The organism is Providencia sp. wls1914 (assembly GCF_009706645.1).
GTDB classification, from domain to species: domain Bacteria; phylum Pseudomonadota; class Gammaproteobacteria; order Enterobacterales; family Enterobacteriaceae; genus Providencia; species Providencia zhijiangensis.
Window position 1 is genome coordinate 74,431 of sequence record NZ_WLUN01000018.1, and the last position, 15,806, is coordinate 90,236.

Below are 15,806 nucleotides of genomic sequence, written 5' to 3' on the forward strand. Positions count from 1 at the left end.
TTTTCACCCTCATTATGCCGCTAACCAAATTTGCAGATGTTCTGCGATTGGCCCTAACGCAAGCGCAGGGACAAAAGTCAGTGCACCAATGAGAAGAACAGTCATGATTAATAAACCGATAAACAGTGGACCGTGTGTCGGCAATGTTGCAAGGCTGGCGGCTTGTGGTTTTTTCACTGCCATAGAGCCTGCAATCGCTAATACTGGGAAAATCACACCGAAACGCCCAAGGAACATAGCTAATGCCAGCATCACGTTGTAATACGGTGTGTTCGCGCTTAATCCTGCAAAGGCACTGCCGTTGTTATTAGCGGCGGATGAGAAGGCGTATAGCACTTCGCTAAATCCGTGAGCGCCCGGGTTAAGAATGCCGGAGCGTCCTGCTTCGGTCATTAGTGAAATTGTGGTACCGAGTAGCACTAAAGTTGGTGTGACAAGGATGGCCAGTGCCACCATTTTCATTTCACGTACTTCGATTTTTTTACCGAGGTATTCAGGAGTACGACCAATCATCAATCCCGCTAAGAACACAGCAAGTAAAACAAACAGTAACATGCCGTATAAACCTGAACCGACGCCCCCAAAGACCACTTCACCTATTTGCATTAGCCACATAGGGACCATGCCACCTAATGCAGTGTAAGAATCGTGCATTGAGTTCACTGCACCACAAGATGCCGCGGTAGTGACAACGGCATACAGCGCAGATCCTAATGTACCAAAGCGGTTCTCTTTTCCTTCAAGGTTAGCGGTGCTGCTTGCGTGCAACTCGCCTAAGAATGGGTTGCCGACATATTCTTCATGGATCACAACGGCGGCGGCAATCACGAAAATAATCGCCATTGCCCATAACAGGGCGTGACCTTGTTTGTTATCACTGACGGTACGGCCAAATGCAAAGCAAAGTGCCGTTGGAATAAGGAAGATAGCCAGCATTTGAACAAAGTTGCTTAATGCCGTTGGGTTTTCAAATGGGTGAGATGAGTTAGCCCCAAAGAATCCGCCACCGTTAGTTCCCAATAATTTGATGGCTTCTTGGGACGCAACAGGCCCCATTGGTAACAGTTGTGGCGCACTATCAAGGTTGTTACTCAAAACATAAGGGGAGAAGTTTTGAATAACCCCTTGGCTGACAAAGAATAAAGCAAAAATAATGGATAATGGCAGCAGGAGATACAGCGTGATACGCGCTAAATCAACCCAAGCATTACCAATAGTTTTGCTGCCGTGGCGTGAAAATGCACGAATAAGTGCAAACACGACGGCGATCCCTGTGGCTGCCGAAAGGAAGTTTTGTACGGTTAACCCGACCATTTGGCTCAGATAGCTTAGGGTATTTTCCCCGCTATAAGATTGCCAGTTAGTATTGGCCACAAAACTAATTGCTGTATTGAAAGCCAAGTCCCAGCTCATTCCAGGATAATGCTGAGGATTGAGAGGTAATGAGCCTTGGCACATTAAAATAACGAATAGTAATCCAAAACCCAGTAGGTTAAATAGCAAAATGGCGATGGCATATTGCCAGTAATTCATCTCAGGGAGATCGCGCCCCACTTGTTTGATTCCGCTTAATCGCCAGAATACCGATTCACTTTTGGCAATAGCACGCGGCATATCACCATCAATCAGATAAGCAATAAAGTTGCCGAGTGGTTTTGCTAACAGCATAAGAACCAGTAAAAAACTGGCGATCAATAAAAACGCATAGGTGGCCATATCAGAAATTCTCCGCGTTGAGCAGGGCATAAATCAGATAAACCAGCAGTACAACAACAAGAACTGCCCCAGAAATGGAAAGTAGTGACATTGTTATCTCCTTATTATTTCCATTGCGCTAGGTTAGGCATTTGCTTGTAAAGAAGCTGATAAAAAAACCAGGTGGGGTGTAAAAATAGTATAAAAATGCCCAATTAAAATCGCTTCGTGATGATGAAGAGATTCTCTAAGTATAGTTTGTTAATAAGATGTGATTTATTTGTTTGTTTTATACGGTATCTTGCTACATTTCGTAATAAAACAACGAAACTGAGTCAAAAAGTTAATTTATTTTATATTTAAGTGGTCAGATGAGTAGTTTAATTACACAAATTGCGTTATTATAGATTCCGTTAATGAAGATTAACCTTGGTGTTCGATTTTAGTGCCTCTTTGGTGATTTACGCTCAATGCGAATTGAGTTAAACGTGAATTAAGTGAAATAGAAGTAAAGAGCAAAACTGGAATCGGCAAAATTAAGTGGCTACTGAAGGAGGATATCGATGTCCACATATCAAGAATATTCCCGTAATCAGGTACTTTTACGCCGCACTGCTGCTGTAACAGCTGGCATTATTGCGTTTCCGGTTATGGTTTTTTACCCAAAAAGAGCAAGATTTTATAGCTACCTGCATAAAGTCTGGGCTAAAACGAGCGACAAGCCTGTGTGGTTGGCTAGCTCAGAAGTGACGATGGAAAGCCATCGTTAATCAGTGATTCAATTCACTAAAAAGATATCCCTGCAATAATTTAATTGTGGGGATTTTTTTATATAAAAATCATAATAATTAATTCCTATACTTCAATGTTATTTAAATTAAAGTCATGTTATTTAATTTGAAATTTAAATAAATTAACTTATTTGACACTGAGAAGTGAATCACGGTAATTATCTTTATCTCATTGCTAATATCCATCCCCAATAAAATTAGATTTTATTTTATTAAAATTCAAAAGATATTTAATTATAAATAGCAAATGAGGAATATCATGATTCTATTTAAAAAATGTGTTATCGCATTGTCAATTAATATCGCATTAATATCATCGGGATTGGCTTGTACCACTCTGCTTGCGGGTAGTGAAGCCACGAATGATGGCTCGTTAATTATCGCGAGAAGCGCTGATAGCAGCGCATTAAAAGCTCAGCATTTTGTCATACATCCAGCAAAGAAAAATCAATCCGGAATATACAGTACAAAAGAACATAATGGTGCTAATAATTTTACCTACCCATTACCAAAAAATTCATTGCGATATACAACTGTGCCAAATTGGAAAACACAATTACATGGTGCGACAGGATTTAATGAATTAGGTGTAGGAGTCAGTGGTACTGAATCTATATTTGCTTCTCCTAAAGCATTAGCGTTCGATCCCTATGTTGAAGAAACTGGAATTACCGAAGATGATATTCCAGATGTACTTCTTTCCCGCGCAAAAACAGCCCGTGAAGCGGTGGAGATTTTAGGTAATATTATTGAAACCCAAGGTGCTGGTGAAGGCTTTGGTGTTGCTGTCGTCGATAAAAATGAACTGTGGTATTTAGAAACGGGAACGGGTCATCAATGGATGGCTCAAAAAATTGCAAAAGATAAATACTTTGCAACGGGTAATCAGGGGCGTTTACAAGCGTTTGAGGTGAATAATCCCGATATGCTAGGCTCTAAAAATCTCGTTGAATTTGCAGTAGAAAAGGGTTTATACAATCCTGCTAAAGATGGCGCATTCAATTTTTCTAAAGCCTATACGCGTGATGATGAGCGAGACCGTGATTATAACGATCCACGAGTTTGGATCATTCAGCAGCAGTTTAATCCATCGTTAAAACAAGATATTGCAGATGGTAGAAATTTTGCTCCTTTCTTAACACCAGAGAAAAAAGTTTCTGTTGAAGAAGCGAAAGCCATGCTACGTAATCACTTTGAAGGCACGGAACATGACCCGTATACCAATGGCTTAAACGGAAAAGAGCCATGGCGACCAATCAGTGTGTTTAGAACTTATGAAGCGCATGTGATGCAAGTACGTCCAGAGTTACCGCAAGAAATTGGTGAAGTGACATATGTTGGTCTAGGAATGGCGGATTTGACCGCGTTTGTTCCTTTCTATAGTGGGTTAGAGGCTTATCCAAAACATTATGGTATTGGGACAGACAAGGCAGACAGCGATTCTATTTATTGGAAATACCGTAAATTACAAACATTAGTGATGACGGACTACCCTAAACTGGCGCCTATTGTGAAAAAAGCCTACCAAGAGTGGGAAGCGAAAACGGCGTTAGAGCAAAAAGCCATGGAAGTGAATTACTTAAAAATGGCGAAAACAGATAAAGCCGCCGCCAATAAAATGCTTAACAAGTTTAATCTGGATGTGATGGCTAGTGCTGAGAAGCTCACTGAGGATTTAACTAACCAACTTTTCACTATTCGAACTGAAGACATTCAATCTGATATTTTCTTTGCGAATAAATCGAAGAAAGACTAATAATAGTCGCAATTTTGTAAACTCAAGAAGGCTCTCAGTGGGGGAGCCTTTTTGTTTAATTATCTCTCTTTCAAATTTGACTGAGTTCTTAGCTTGTGTGAGTTTGCCAATAAATACAGCAGAAAAAAATATCATTTACGTTTATGCTAATTGAATATGAATAAGTAGGAATTCAGTAGGTAAAGGATACGATTATGCATAATTTTAAGTTAGAAGAACTGATTAACGACGAGCTGAAAGTCAGTGAAATCCAAGACTATGCCCCAAATGGATTACAAGTAGAGGGTCGCCCTCATGTTAAAAAAATCGTGACAGGCGTGACAGCTTGCCAAGCATTATTGGATGAAGCGGTCAGACTCAATGCCGATGCGGTGATTGTGCATCATGGCTACTTTTGGAAAAACGAACCGGCCATTATCAAAGGTATGAAAAGAAATCGCCTAAAAACATTGCTGGCGAATGACATTAACCTGTACGGTTATCACCTACCATTAGATGCTCACCCAGTATTAGGTAACAATGCGCAACTGGCCCATATTATGGGTGTGCAAGTCAATGGCAACATTGAGCCACTGATGCCATTTGGCTTTTTCGACCAACCCATTACCCCCGCAGAATTAACCGAGCGTTTAGAAAATCGCTTAGGGCGTAAAGTATTGCATTGTGGTGATAACGCCAAAGAAGAAATTCGTCAAATTGCATGGTGTACTGGCGGCGGCCAGGGCTTTATTATGCAAGCGGCAGAATTTGGTGTAGATGCGTTTGTGACAGGGGAAGTGTCAGAGCAAACCATTCATATCGCAAGAGAGATGGGGATCCATTTCTACAGTGCAGGGCACCACGCAACAGAGCGTTATGGGATTAAGGCGTTGACGGAGTGGTTGAATGATAATCATGAGGTGGATGCAACGTTCATCGATATAGACAACCCCGCTTAAATTTTCGTCATATTTCATGCTGTGGCTGTGTTGGTTTCACTCAGCCACTTGGGTCACATACTTATGTATGCTCCCCAAGCTGTCTTTGTTCACCGCCTTGCCACAGCATGAACTATTTAGAAAATTGCTATGTAATAGAAATAGCTACACAATAGAAACTAACTACAAACAGGTTACGTCCTGTATTTTAGTGCGGTAAGGAGCAGTATTAGGCTTGACGTGGTTAGCACTAACCCTAGGTTTTGAACCTCGCCGGCGGCCATTAATCCGAGAGCTAATCCTAAATAGTAAAACAAACCTAAAATTGCGCCGGCGGTGCCTTTTCTGTCTTGATAATGATCCAGAGCGTGCGCCAAAATATTCGGAATTGCGATCCCATAGCCCACCACAATGCCCATAATTGGTAGCACAAACCCAATATGACTTTGCAGCAGATAAACTAAACCACTACTGACAATAGAGAGCCCACTTGCCAGTTTAACGAGCTTTTCTGGTGACCACGTTTTCGCCAATAATGTGCGATTAATCAGTGAACCGAGACCGACACCAAACGCTAACAGAATCCCAGTCAGACCAAATTGTTGTTGGTTGAACGTTAATTGTTCAAAAATAAAGGGGCCAAGCTGGTAATAGCTGAATAAATTAATGTTGAAAAATGCAATCAACATCACATTTTGGAGAATTCGTTTATCCCCTAACATGTGTAAAAAAGTGGTTAAAAATGGGGTTTTGATCACGTTCTGTGGTTTGGTCTCAGGAAGCTTATAACATGACCATAACAAAAGTATGGAAGCTAACAACGCTAAACCCATAAAAACGGCTCGGTAACTACCTAACCAAACTAAGCTGGCACCGAAAATCATCCCAAGGGCGGGGCTTATTGCTAAGGCGATGCCCATCACCGAAAAAACTTTGGCTAACTTATGACCTTGGAAACTGTCTCGCATCATGGTTTGTGTGCCAATAGAGCCAACTGCAGCACCAAACGCAGATAGCATACGCAGTAACAGCAACCCATAGAAATGTGAGACAAAAAGTGCGCTTACAGAGGCTATTCCATACAGAAATAACCCAAGCAAAATAGTGGGACGACGCCCAATCACATCACACATTCTGCCCCAAAATACGACACCAAAAGCGAAAGCAAAGAAATAGAGCGACAGCGTTTGAGAGGCTTGATCGGCATTCACCTGAAATGCAGCAGCAATATCCGTTAACGCTGGACTATAAATGGTTTCGACAATTTGCGGAAACATCATTAGCGCTATTGCTAAAGATAATGAAAGTACGCGTTCCATATTGATTTACCTATTTATTTTCAAAGTATGTGGAATGGCGCAAAGTCTAGTGGCTTTTTATTTGTCTTATTACAATAATAAAGACAATAAATATCAAAAAAGAGACATTTATGGCGTGGTTATTACAGACGGATGAGTTTCAAACTCACTGGTATGATGCCCCCGTATTGGGGATTGCAGCCCAAATGGGGCAACATGATTCAGGAGCGCATACCCATGAAATGGGGCAGCTGTTATTTACACAACAAGGCTGCATTCGCATTAGCTTACAGAATGAGATTTCGTTACTACCGCCAGGGAGAGTTGCGTGGATCCCACCATTTACACAGCATCGAGTACAAATGCGTGCTTCGGTAGGGTATCGGTCTGTTTACCTAAGCCAAGAATATGCGCAGCAAATATCTGGTCAGGTGTCTATTTTAAGTCTCTCTCCTTTGCTTCGAGAGTTGCTGGAACGTATCGCGGTGGCGCCTTTCGAGAGTGACTGGCGAGAAGGGCGACTAGCAAGGTTACTTCCTGTTTTTATTGATGAATTACAATGTGCAACAGCGGAGCCCACTCTGCTGTCTTTACCTCATGACAGACGTTTCAAGTCTCTAGATCTAGAACGACTTCCTCCACCTTTGAACCAATTAGCTCAAACGGTTGGTGCCAGTGAGAAGACCATTACTCGAGTTTTTCTAAAAGAGACAGGAATGAGTTATCAGGCGTGGCGACAACAATGGCGATTTATCAAAGGGATAGAGCTGTTAGCGCAGGAGAAAACCTACGGATTTATTACTCAAGAGTTAGGTTTAGCCAGTGACAGCGCATTTATTAGTTTTTTCCGCAAAATGAGCGGGATGACACCGCGAGAATACAGCGGTGAATCAAGACTGAAAAAATAGAATAAAAATAGAATGTTAGAAATTAAAAAGCCCCGAATCTTCGAGGCTTTAGTGATGAGTGAGTTAAATTATTTTTTGTCTAACTCAGAGCTGAATTCACGTCTGTCGTAGCCAGTGTACAGTTGGCGAGGACGGGCAATTTTCAGACCTTCATCGTGCATTTCGTTCCAATGTGCAATCCAACCAATGGTACGTGCAATTGCGAAGATAACTGTAAACATTGAAGATGGAATACCCATTGCTTTCAGGATGATACCTGAGTAGAAGTCAACGTTAGGGTACAGTTTCTTCTCAATGAAGTACGGGTCGTTCAGTGCGATACGTTCTAATTCCATGGCCACTTCAAGCAGGCTATCATTTAGACCCAGCTCGTTCAGGACTTCATGGCAAGTTTCACGCATAACGGTAGCGCGTGGGTCATGGTTTTTATAAACACGGTGACCGAAGCCCATTAAGCGGAAAGAGTCGTTTTTATCTTTTGCACGTTCGATAAATGCTGGGATGTGCTCAACAGTTTGAATCTCTTCAAGCATACGTAAGCAGGCTTCGTTAGCACCACCATGAGCAGGTCCCCACAGAGACGCAATACCTGCTGCAATACACGCAAATGGGTTAGCGCCGGAAGAACCTGCGGTACGGACTGTTGAGGTTGATGCGTTTTGTTCGTGGTCAGCGTGCAGGATCAAAATACGGTCCATTGCGCGTTCAAGTACTGGATTAACCACATATTCTTCACATGGTGTAGAGAACATCATGTGCAAGAAGTTACCCGCGTAAGATAAATCATTACGAGGATAAACAAAAGGTTGTCCGATAGAGTATTTGTAACACATCGCTGCAACGGTCGGCATTTTAGACAGCAGACGGTAAGCGGTGATTTCACGGTGGCGAGGGTTATTAACGTCTAATGCATCGTGGTAGAACGCGGCTAGAGCACCTGTTACCCCACACAGAACAGCCATTGGGTGAGAGTCACGACGGAAACCATTAAGCATGCGAGTGATTTGCTCATGGATCATGGTGTGGCGAGTCACCGTATTTTTAAATGTATTGTACTGTTCTTGGGTTGGTGCTTCGCCGTATAACAGGATATAACAGACTTCAAGGTATGAGGCTTGAGTGGCGAGTTGATCAATTGGGAAACCACGGTGGAGTAGAACGCCTTTATCACCATCGATATAGGTAATTTTTGACTCACAGGATGCGGTAGAAGTAAAACCGGGGTCGTATGTGAAGAACCCTTTAGAACCTAAAGCTCGTACATCGATAACATCTTGGCCAATGGTCGGGCTTAGGATGTCTAGTTCGAAATCACCTTTACTTCCAGTCATTATCTTAGCTTTGTTATCAGCCATTTACGGTCTCCTTAGCGCTTGATAATCCACACTCAACAACCCAGAACTCAGCGTTATACTGCGTCTTTGAGCATTGTTCTATCGGTGTGTTGAGAAAATCAGCGGGATATCACATAAAACCTTGAAATCCGGCAACCAATATCAATACCGATAACAATGTGGTTAGGTTGTTTGCGAGTGTATAGGGCGTTATGTTCTTTTTTTGTTGTTTTCTCTACAATATCATTATTTGTGGTAAGGGAAACAACTTTCATAACTTTTGTTTATACTTGCATACTCATTCACATTACTACACGACTTTGGGTCATCCGTAACGTATTCAGATAAATCTGTCAGGCATATATGTAAGATAAATGTTGAATCATTGTCAAATAAGATAAGCACATTTATATAAAATGTTTAAATCGTGATCCTTCTCACTGTTCGGGCTAAATGTCTCCAAACCTTTTGTGTGGGAATTGTAATAGCAATGTGAAGACTTTATACTGGCGCCAGGTCTCCGGATTACCCTGAGTAGGAGTTCCCAGCGTGATCAGTATGCAACTTTATTCAAACATGATGGATTAAAGTTTGTGTTAAGTTGCATTTTGTACCCCTGTCGCTGTCTGATTTCCACCCCAGGTCCGGAGGATGGAAAATAATAAAGAGCTGTGTGGGCAAAATTGTGAAAAAACAAAGACCTGTCAACCTTGATTTGCAGACGATTCACTTTCCGATTACTGCAATATCGTCGATCTTGCACCGTGTCTCTGGCGTCATTACTCTCATCGCAGTTGGTATTCTGCTTTGGTTGCTAGGGACTTCTCTCTCCTCTCCAGAAGGTTTTCAATACGCGTCTGAAATAATGACTGGCTTTTTTGCTAAGTTCATTCTTTGGGGGATCTTAACAGCGCTGGCATACCACATTTGTGGTGGTATTCGTCATATGCTGATGGATTTCGGTTGTGTTGATGAAACCCTTGCTTCGGGCAACTCATCCGCAAAAATTACATTTGTAATTACTGTAATTCTGGCAATTCTGGCGGGGATCTTAGTATGGTAAGTAATGCATCAGCTTTAGGCCGTACTGGTATCCAGGACTGGCTGCTAATTCGTGGTTCGGCGATCGTTATCGTCCTCTACGTACTCTACATTGTTGGCTTCGTAGCAATTAATGATATTACCTATGAAGTATGGCGTGGCTTCTTTGCCTCCTCTGTGACCAAAGTATTCACTATCCTCACATTGTTCTCGATTCTTGTGCATGCCTGGATTGGTATGTGGCAAGTACTGACTGACTATGTTAAGCCGCTGGCGATTCGCTTAGTGCTGCAACTGGCCATTGTGGTTGGTTTGCTGGCTTACTTAATTTACGGAACAATTGTTGTGTGGGGTGCATAAAATGAATCTGCCAATCAGAGAGTTTGACGCTATCGTTATCGGTGCGGGCGGTGCAGGTATGCGCGCAGCACTACAAATTTCTCAACAAGGCCTATCTTGTGCTTTGTTATCTAAAGTATTTCCAACTCGTTCTCATACTGTGTCAGCGCAAGGTGGTATCACTGTTGCACTCGGTAACACACACCCTGACAACTGGGAATGGCATATGTACGATACTGTTAAAGGTTCCGATTATATCGGTGACCAAGACGCTATCGAATACATGTGTAAAACAGGGCCGGAAGCTATCCTTGAATTAGAACATATGGGATTGCCTTTCTCTCGTCTTGATGATGGTCGTATTTATCAACGTCCATTCGGTGGTCAGTCTAAGAATTTCGGTGGCGAGCAAGCGGCACGTACTGCTGCTGCAGCGGACCGTACTGGTCACGCGCTGTTACATACTCTGTATCAGCAAAACTTAAAAAATCACACTACGATTTTCTCTGAATGGTATGCACTGGATTTAGTGAAAAACCAAGATGGCGATATCGTAGGCTGTACTGCAATCTGCATGGAAACGGGCGAGCTGGTTTACTTCAAAGCGAAAGCAACCATCTTAGCAACGGGTGGTGCAGGTCGTATTTACCAATCCACCACTAACGCACACATCAATACGGGTGACGGTGTGGGTATGGCTGTGCGTGCTGGTGTTCCATTACAAGATATGGAAATGTGGCAGTTCCACCCAACGGGTATCGCTGGCGCAGGTGTTCTGGTCACAGAAGGCTGTCGTGGTGAAGGCGGTTATCTGCTGAACAAAGATGGCGAGCGCTTCATGGAACGTTATGCACCAAACGCAAAAGACCTTGCTGGTCGTGACGTTGTTGCACGTTCAATCATGATTGAAATCCGTGAAGGTCGTGGTTGTGATGGCCCATGGGGTCCACACGCGAAACTGAAACTGGATCACTTAGGAAAAGACGTTCTGGAATCTCGCTTACCGGGTATCCTTGAATTATCTCGTACCTTTGCCCACGTTGACCCAGTTAAAGAGCCAATCCCAGTTATCCCAACGTGTCACTATATGATGGGTGGTATTCCAACTAAAGTGACGGGTCAAGCGATTCGCTATAACGAAAAAGGCGAAGACGAAGTGATTCCGGGTCTGTTTGCTGTGGGTGAGATTGCTTGTGTATCTGTACACGGTGCTAACCGTTTAGGCGGTAACTCCCTGCTTGACCTCGTGGTATTTGGTCGTTCTGCTGGTTTACACTTGAATGAATCCATCATGGAACAAGGTCCAATGCGTGATGCATCTGAATCAGACATCGATGCAGCAATGGCTCGTTTCAATCGTTGGGAAAATGCGCGTACGGGTGAAGATCCAACTGATATCCGTAAAGCACTGCAATCTTGTATGCAGAACAACTTCTCCGTATTCCGTGAAGGGGATGCAATGGCGAAGGGCTTAGAAGAGCTGAAAGAAATCCGTGAGCGTCTGAAAAATGCGCGTCTGGATGACACTTCAACTGAGTTCAATACCCAACGTATCGAATGTTTAGAGCTGGATAACCTGATGGAAACTGCTTATGCAACGGCACAAGCTGCAAACTTCCGTACAGAGAGCCGTGGTGCTCACAGCCGCTTTGACTTCCCAGATCGTGATGATGCAAATTGGTTATGTCACTCATTATATCTACCGCAATCTGAAACGATGACTCGTCGTGAAGTGAACATGCAACCTAAGTTGCGTGAAGCCTTCCCACCGAAGATTCGTACTTATTAATGCGTGGTGTTAATCCAGTTGCGGAGAAATAAACTATGAAACTAGAATTTTCGATTTATCGCTACAATCCTGATGTAGACAATGCGCCACGCATGCAAGATTACACCCTTGAAGTGAAAGAAGGGCGTGACATGATGCTGCTGGATGCGTTAATTCAGTTAAAAGAACAAGATCCAACACTCTCATTCCGTCGTTCTTGCCGTGAAGGTGTGTGTGGTTCTGATGGTCTGAACATGAACGGTAAAAACGGACTGGCTTGTATCACGCCATTGTCTGCTTTAACCCGTAGTGGTAAAAAAATTGTGATCCGTCCATTACCAGGTCTGCCAGTGATTCGTGACCTGATCATCGACATGACACAATTTTATACTCAATACGAAAAAATTCGTCCGTATCTTCTTAATGATAATAAGAATCCGCCGGCGCGTGAAAACTTACAGCTACCAGAACAACGTGAAAAACTTGATGGTCTTTACGAGTGTATTCTGTGTGCATGCTGTTCAACTTCATGCCCATCTTTCTGGTGGAATCCGGACAAATTTATCGGTCCAGCAGGTCTATTAGCTGCATATAGATTCTTAATTGATAGTCGCGATACTGAAACAGATTCACGATTAGATGATCTGAACGACGCTTTTAGTGTTTTCCGCTGTCATAGCATCATGAATTGTGTCAATGTATGCCCTAAAGGACTAAATCCAACGAAAGCTATCGGTCACATTAAGTCTATGTTATTGAAACATAGCGCCTAAATCGATACAGCCTGCGGCGCTTAGGTGCCGTAGGCTAAATTTGGATAGCACAAAATACGTACTTAAAGTAAAAAATAAGCGTAAAGTAAGTATAAGTCTTAAATTGAATCACTGAAACGTAAAGTAAAAAGTCAAAAAGTGAAAGTAAAAAGCCAACTGCAAAACCAGATGAAGACACTTGCGAAAGCAAGGAACCTTTAAAAACCGTAGACAGTTTTTAAAGGTTCCTTAAAAGGGAAACCCTTAATTGATAAGAGGGACTCCCAAAGTGAGAACATGCAAAAAGCACGTCCAAGAGAACCTTTATCGAGGTCGCTTAAATGCGGCGATTAGTTAACCACGGCGAAAACTAAAGCTTATAAAGCTTAAGGGATCACAATGCAGAACGGCGTAATGAAGGACTGGCTGGATTCAAGCTTTCTGGCAGGCGCGAACCAGTCTTATATAGAACAGCTCTATGAAGATTATCTGACTGACCCTAATTCCGTAGATATCGAATGGAGAGAAATCTTCCAGCAACTACCTGGAGCGGGTAATAGCGGTGAGCAATTACACTCGCAAGCACGAGAATACTTCCGTCGCTTAGCAAAAGATTCTACCCGTTACCACACCTCTGTTAGCGATCCAACGATCGACGCAAAACAAGTTAAAGTTTTGCAGCTTATCAATGCCTTCCGCTTCCGCGGACATCAAAATGCAAATCTCGACCCGTTAGGACTTTGGAAACGCGAAGCCGTTCCAGATCTGGACCCTACATTCCATAACCTAACCAAAGAAGATTTCGACGAAACTTTCAACGTGGGTTCATTTGCAATTGGCAAAGAAACCATGAAACTCAGCGAGCTATATGACCACCTGAAACGCATCTATTGCGGCTCCATTGGTGCGGAATATATGCATATCACTAACACAGAAGAAAAACGTTGGATCCAACAGCGTTTAGAGTCTGTGAATGTTGCGCAGCAATTTTCTAAAGAAGAAAAACGTCGCTTCTTAGCTGAATTAACAGCAGCGGAAGGTCTTGAGCGTTACCTTGGTGCAAAATTCCCAGGCGCAAAACGTTTCTCTTTAGAAGGTGGTGATGCACTGATCCCTATGCTGAAGGATCTTATCCATCATGCAGGCAAACAAGACACCCGTGAAGTGGTGCTTGGTATGGCGCACCGTGGCCGCCTAAACGTCCTGATCAACATTCTGGGTAAAAAACCAGCTGAATTATTTGATGAATTTGCTGGCAAGCATAAAGACCATTCAAGTGCTGGTGACGTTAAATATCACCAAGGTTTCTCTTCTGATTTCGAAACTGCGGGTTCCCGTGTTCACTTAGCACTGGCATTTAACCCATCACACTTAGAAATCGTAAGCCCTGTAGTTATCGGTTCTGTACGTGCTCGCCGTGACCGTCTGGACGAAGGTCGCAGCAACATGGTTCTGCCAATCACCATTCACGGTGACTCAGCAGTAACCGGTCAAGGTGTTGTACAAGAAACTCTGAACATGTCTCAGGCTCGTGGTTATGAAGTTGGCGGTACCATGCGTATCGTTATCAACAACCAAGTTGGTTTCACAACCTCCAACCCGAAAGACACACGTTCAACAGAATACTGTACTGATATCGTGAAAATGGTGCAGGCACCTATTTTCCACGTTAATGCTGATGACCCTGAAGCCGTCGCATTCGTGACTCGCTTAGCCTTAGATTTCCGTAACACCTTTAAGCGCGATGTGATGATCGACTTAGTGTGTTACCGCCGTCATGGTCATAACGAAGCTGATGAGCCAAGTGCAACTCAGCCAATCATGTACCAAAAAATCAAACAGCATCCAACTCCACGTAAAATCTACGCAGACCGTTTAATCGAAGCTGGCGTGGTTTCTGCGAATGAAGTCACTGAAATGGTTAACCTGTATCGTGACGCATTAGACCGTGGTGATTGTGTTGTTGAAGAATATCGTGAAATGGGTCTGCATTCTTATACATGGGAACCGTACTTAAACCATGAGTGGAATGAGCAATACAAATCTAACTACGATATTAAACGTTTAACTGAGTTAGCAACTAAGCTGAGCACGATCCCTGAAGGCATCGTTGCGCAATCTCGTGTTGAGAAAATTTATTCTGACCGCGCTGAAATGGCGAAGGGCGAAAAATTACTCGACTGGGGTGCTGCAGAAACTCTGGCTTACGGTACGTTAGTCGATGAAGGTATTCCAATCCGTTTATCTGGTGAAGATGCGGGTCGTGGTACGTTCTTCCACCGTCATGCCGTTGTTCACAACCAAACCAATGGTTCTGTGTACGTGCCTCTGCAAAATGTTCATAGTGGTCAAGGCGTGTTCAACGTTTGGGATTCTGTTCTGACTGAAAACGCAGTATTGGCATTTGAGTATGGCTATGCAACAACTGAACCACGCGCACTGACTATTTGGGAAGCTCAGTTCGGTGACTTTGCTAACTGTGCGCAAGTTGTTATCGACCAATTCATTAGCTCTGGTGAGCAAAAATGGGGTCGTATGTGTGGTCTGGTCATGTTACTGCCTCATGGTTATGAAGGTCAGGGCCCAGAGCACTCATCTGCACGTTTAGAGCGTTACCTGCAACTGTGTGCGGATCAAAACATGCAAGTGTGTGTGCCATCAACACCAGCTCAGGTTTATCACATGTTACGCCGTCAAGCACTGCGCGATATGCGTCGCCCTCTGATTGTTATGTCACCTAAGTCACTGTTACGTCATCCATTAGCAGTTTCTAGCATGGATGAGCTGGCGAATGGTTCATTCCAACCAGTTATCGGTGAAATTGACGAAATTAATCCGAAAGATGTGAAACGCGTCGTTATGTGTTCCGGTAAAGTTTATTACGATTTATTAGAACAACGTCGTAAGAAAGAGCAAAAAGATGTGGCTATCGTGCGTATTGAACAGCTGTATCCGTTCCCACGTGAAGATATCCAAAAAGTATTCGCTCAGTATGCTCATGTGAAAGATTTCGTTTGGTGCCAAGAAGAGCCACTGAACCAAGGTGCTTGGTATTGCAGCCAGCACAATTTCCATGAAGCTATCCCAGCAGGCGCAACTTTACGCTATGCGGGTCGAGCAGCTTCTTCTTCTCCAGCAGTTGGTTATACCTCCGTTCACCAGGAACAACAAGCGGCCCTGGTTAATGACGCTTTGAACATTGCATAA

At 43.2% G+C, this 15,806-nt stretch carries 12 protein-coding genes and 1 pseudogene; 9 read left to right on the top strand and 4 right to left on the bottom strand.

The window, feature by feature from the left end; translation table 11 throughout:
• Positions 1 to 12 precede the first annotated feature (12 nt).
• Entirely contained in the window at positions 13 to 1,716 is a 1,704-nt protein-coding gene (kdpA, locus tag GKR74_RS17625; RefSeq protein WP_154604637.1) for a potassium-transporting ATPase subunit KdpA, read from the bottom strand.
• A gap of 34 nt (positions 1,717 to 1,750) precedes the next feature.
• Positions 1,751 to 1,807 (bottom strand): annotated as a pseudogene (locus tag GKR74_RS18280) (hypothetical protein); the annotation flags it as partial.
• Between the two features lie 451 nt (positions 1,808 to 2,258).
• Between GKR74_RS18280 and GKR74_RS17635 the strand changes: the two are divergent.
• The 3 genes from GKR74_RS17635 to GKR74_RS17645 all read left to right on the top strand — a co-directional run bounded on the left by GKR74_RS17635 (position 2,259) and on the right by GKR74_RS17645 (position 5,180).
• Positions 2,259 to 2,465 carry a YbfA family protein gene (locus GKR74_RS17635; protein WP_006660462.1) on the top strand — a complete coding sequence of 69 codons (207 nt, stop codon included), beginning with the start codon at positions 2,259 to 2,261 and terminating at the stop codon, positions 2,463 to 2,465.
• Positions 2,466 to 2,745: 280 nt separating this feature from the next.
• Complete coding sequence (locus tag GKR74_RS17640) at positions 2,746 to 4,242, top strand: C69 family dipeptidase (RefSeq protein WP_154604638.1); 1,497 nt, start codon at positions 2,746 to 2,748, stop codon at positions 4,240 to 4,242.
• Positions 4,243 to 4,436: 194 nt separating this feature from the next.
• A complete protein-coding gene (locus GKR74_RS17645; RefSeq protein WP_154604639.1) occupies positions 4,437 to 5,180 on the top strand; it encodes a type 2 GTP cyclohydrolase I in 744 nt (247 codons plus the stop codon).
• Between the two features lie 173 nt (positions 5,181 to 5,353).
• Here the strand turns inward: GKR74_RS17645 and GKR74_RS17650 are convergent, their stop codons facing one another.
• Positions 5,354 to 6,478: a Bcr/CflA family efflux MFS transporter gene (locus GKR74_RS17650; RefSeq protein WP_154604640.1), complete on the bottom strand. Its 1,125-nt coding sequence runs from the start codon at positions 6,476 to 6,478 to the stop codon at positions 5,354 to 5,356.
• Between the two features lie 110 nt (positions 6,479 to 6,588).
• On the opposite strand from GKR74_RS17650, the gene GKR74_RS17655 reads away from it, so the two are divergent.
• Positions 6,589 to 7,365: an AraC family transcriptional regulator gene (locus GKR74_RS17655; RefSeq protein ID WP_154604641.1), complete on the top strand. Its 777-nt coding sequence runs from the start codon at positions 6,589 to 6,591 to the stop codon at positions 7,363 to 7,365.
• Between the two features lie 68 nt (positions 7,366 to 7,433).
• On the opposite strand, the gene GKR74_RS17660 is transcribed toward GKR74_RS17655, so the two are convergent.
• Positions 7,434 to 8,720, bottom strand: a complete 1,287-nt coding sequence (locus tag GKR74_RS17660) for a citrate synthase (protein ID WP_036947815.1) — start codon at positions 8,718 to 8,720, stop codon at positions 7,434 to 7,436.
• A 652-nt stretch (positions 8,721 to 9,372) separates the two neighbouring features.
• Between GKR74_RS17660 and sdhC the strand changes: the two genes are divergently transcribed.
• From sdhC to sucA, 5 genes are all read left to right on the top strand, one after another.
• Positions 9,373 to 9,762 (top strand): succinate dehydrogenase cytochrome b556 subunit, encoded by a 390-nt coding sequence (gene sdhC / locus GKR74_RS17665; protein ID WP_336431359.1) that lies wholly within the window; start codon positions 9,373 to 9,375, stop codon positions 9,760 to 9,762.
• Positions 9,756 to 10,100, top strand: a complete 345-nt coding sequence (gene sdhD, locus GKR74_RS17670) for a succinate dehydrogenase membrane anchor subunit (RefSeq protein ID WP_036947812.1) — start codon at positions 9,756 to 9,758, stop codon at positions 10,098 to 10,100. The genes sdhC and sdhD overlap by 7 nt, the downstream gene beginning before the upstream one ends.
• Before the next feature lies 1 nt (position 10,101).
• Entirely contained in the window at positions 10,102 to 11,868 is a 1,767-nt protein-coding gene (sdhA, locus tag GKR74_RS17675) for a succinate dehydrogenase flavoprotein subunit (RefSeq protein WP_108479381.1), read from the top strand.
• 35 nt (positions 11,869 to 11,903) lie between these two features.
• Positions 11,904 to 12,620, top strand: coding sequence for a succinate dehydrogenase iron-sulfur subunit (locus GKR74_RS17680; protein WP_036947808.1), 717 nt, complete (start codon positions 11,904 to 11,906; stop codon positions 12,618 to 12,620).
• A gap of 378 nt (positions 12,621 to 12,998) precedes the next feature.
• A complete protein-coding gene (gene sucA, locus GKR74_RS17685) occupies positions 12,999 to 15,806 on the top strand; it encodes a 2-oxoglutarate dehydrogenase E1 component (protein ID WP_154604642.1) in 2,808 nt (935 codons plus the stop codon).

Bases quoted from the DNA above. Each gene is read 5' to 3' on its own strand.
- GKR74_RS17640 (WP_154604638.1), top strand. From the start codon at position 2,746: ATGATTCTATTTAAAAAATGTGTTATCGCATTGTCAATTAATATCGCA.
- GKR74_RS17635 (WP_006660462.1), top strand. From the start codon at position 2,259: ATGTCCACATATCAAGAATATTCCCGTAATCAGGTACTTTTACGCCGC.
- sdhA (WP_108479381.1), top strand. From the start codon at position 10,102: ATGAATCTGCCAATCAGAGAGTTTGACGCTATCGTTATCGGTGCGGGC.
- sucA (WP_154604642.1), top strand. From the start codon at position 12,999: ATGCAGAACGGCGTAATGAAGGACTGGCTGGATTCAAGCTTTCTGGCA.
- GKR74_RS17680 (WP_036947808.1), top strand. From the start codon at position 11,904: ATGAAACTAGAATTTTCGATTTATCGCTACAATCCTGATGTAGACAAT.
- GKR74_RS17650 (WP_154604640.1), bottom strand. From the start codon at position 6,478: ATGGAACGCGTACTTTCATTATCTTTAGCAATAGCGCTAATGATGTTT.
- sdhD (WP_036947812.1), top strand. From the start codon at position 9,756: ATGGTAAGTAATGCATCAGCTTTAGGCCGTACTGGTATCCAGGACTGG.
- GKR74_RS17645 (WP_154604639.1), top strand. From the start codon at position 4,437: ATGCATAATTTTAAGTTAGAAGAACTGATTAACGACGAGCTGAAAGTC.
- GKR74_RS17660 (WP_036947815.1), bottom strand. From the start codon at position 8,720: ATGGCTGATAACAAAGCTAAGATAATGACTGGAAGTAAAGGTGATTTC.
- kdpA (WP_154604637.1), bottom strand. From the start codon at position 1,716: ATGGCCACCTATGCGTTTTTATTGATCGCCAGTTTTTTACTGGTTCTT.
- GKR74_RS17655 (WP_154604641.1), top strand. From the start codon at position 6,589: ATGGCGTGGTTATTACAGACGGATGAGTTTCAAACTCACTGGTATGAT.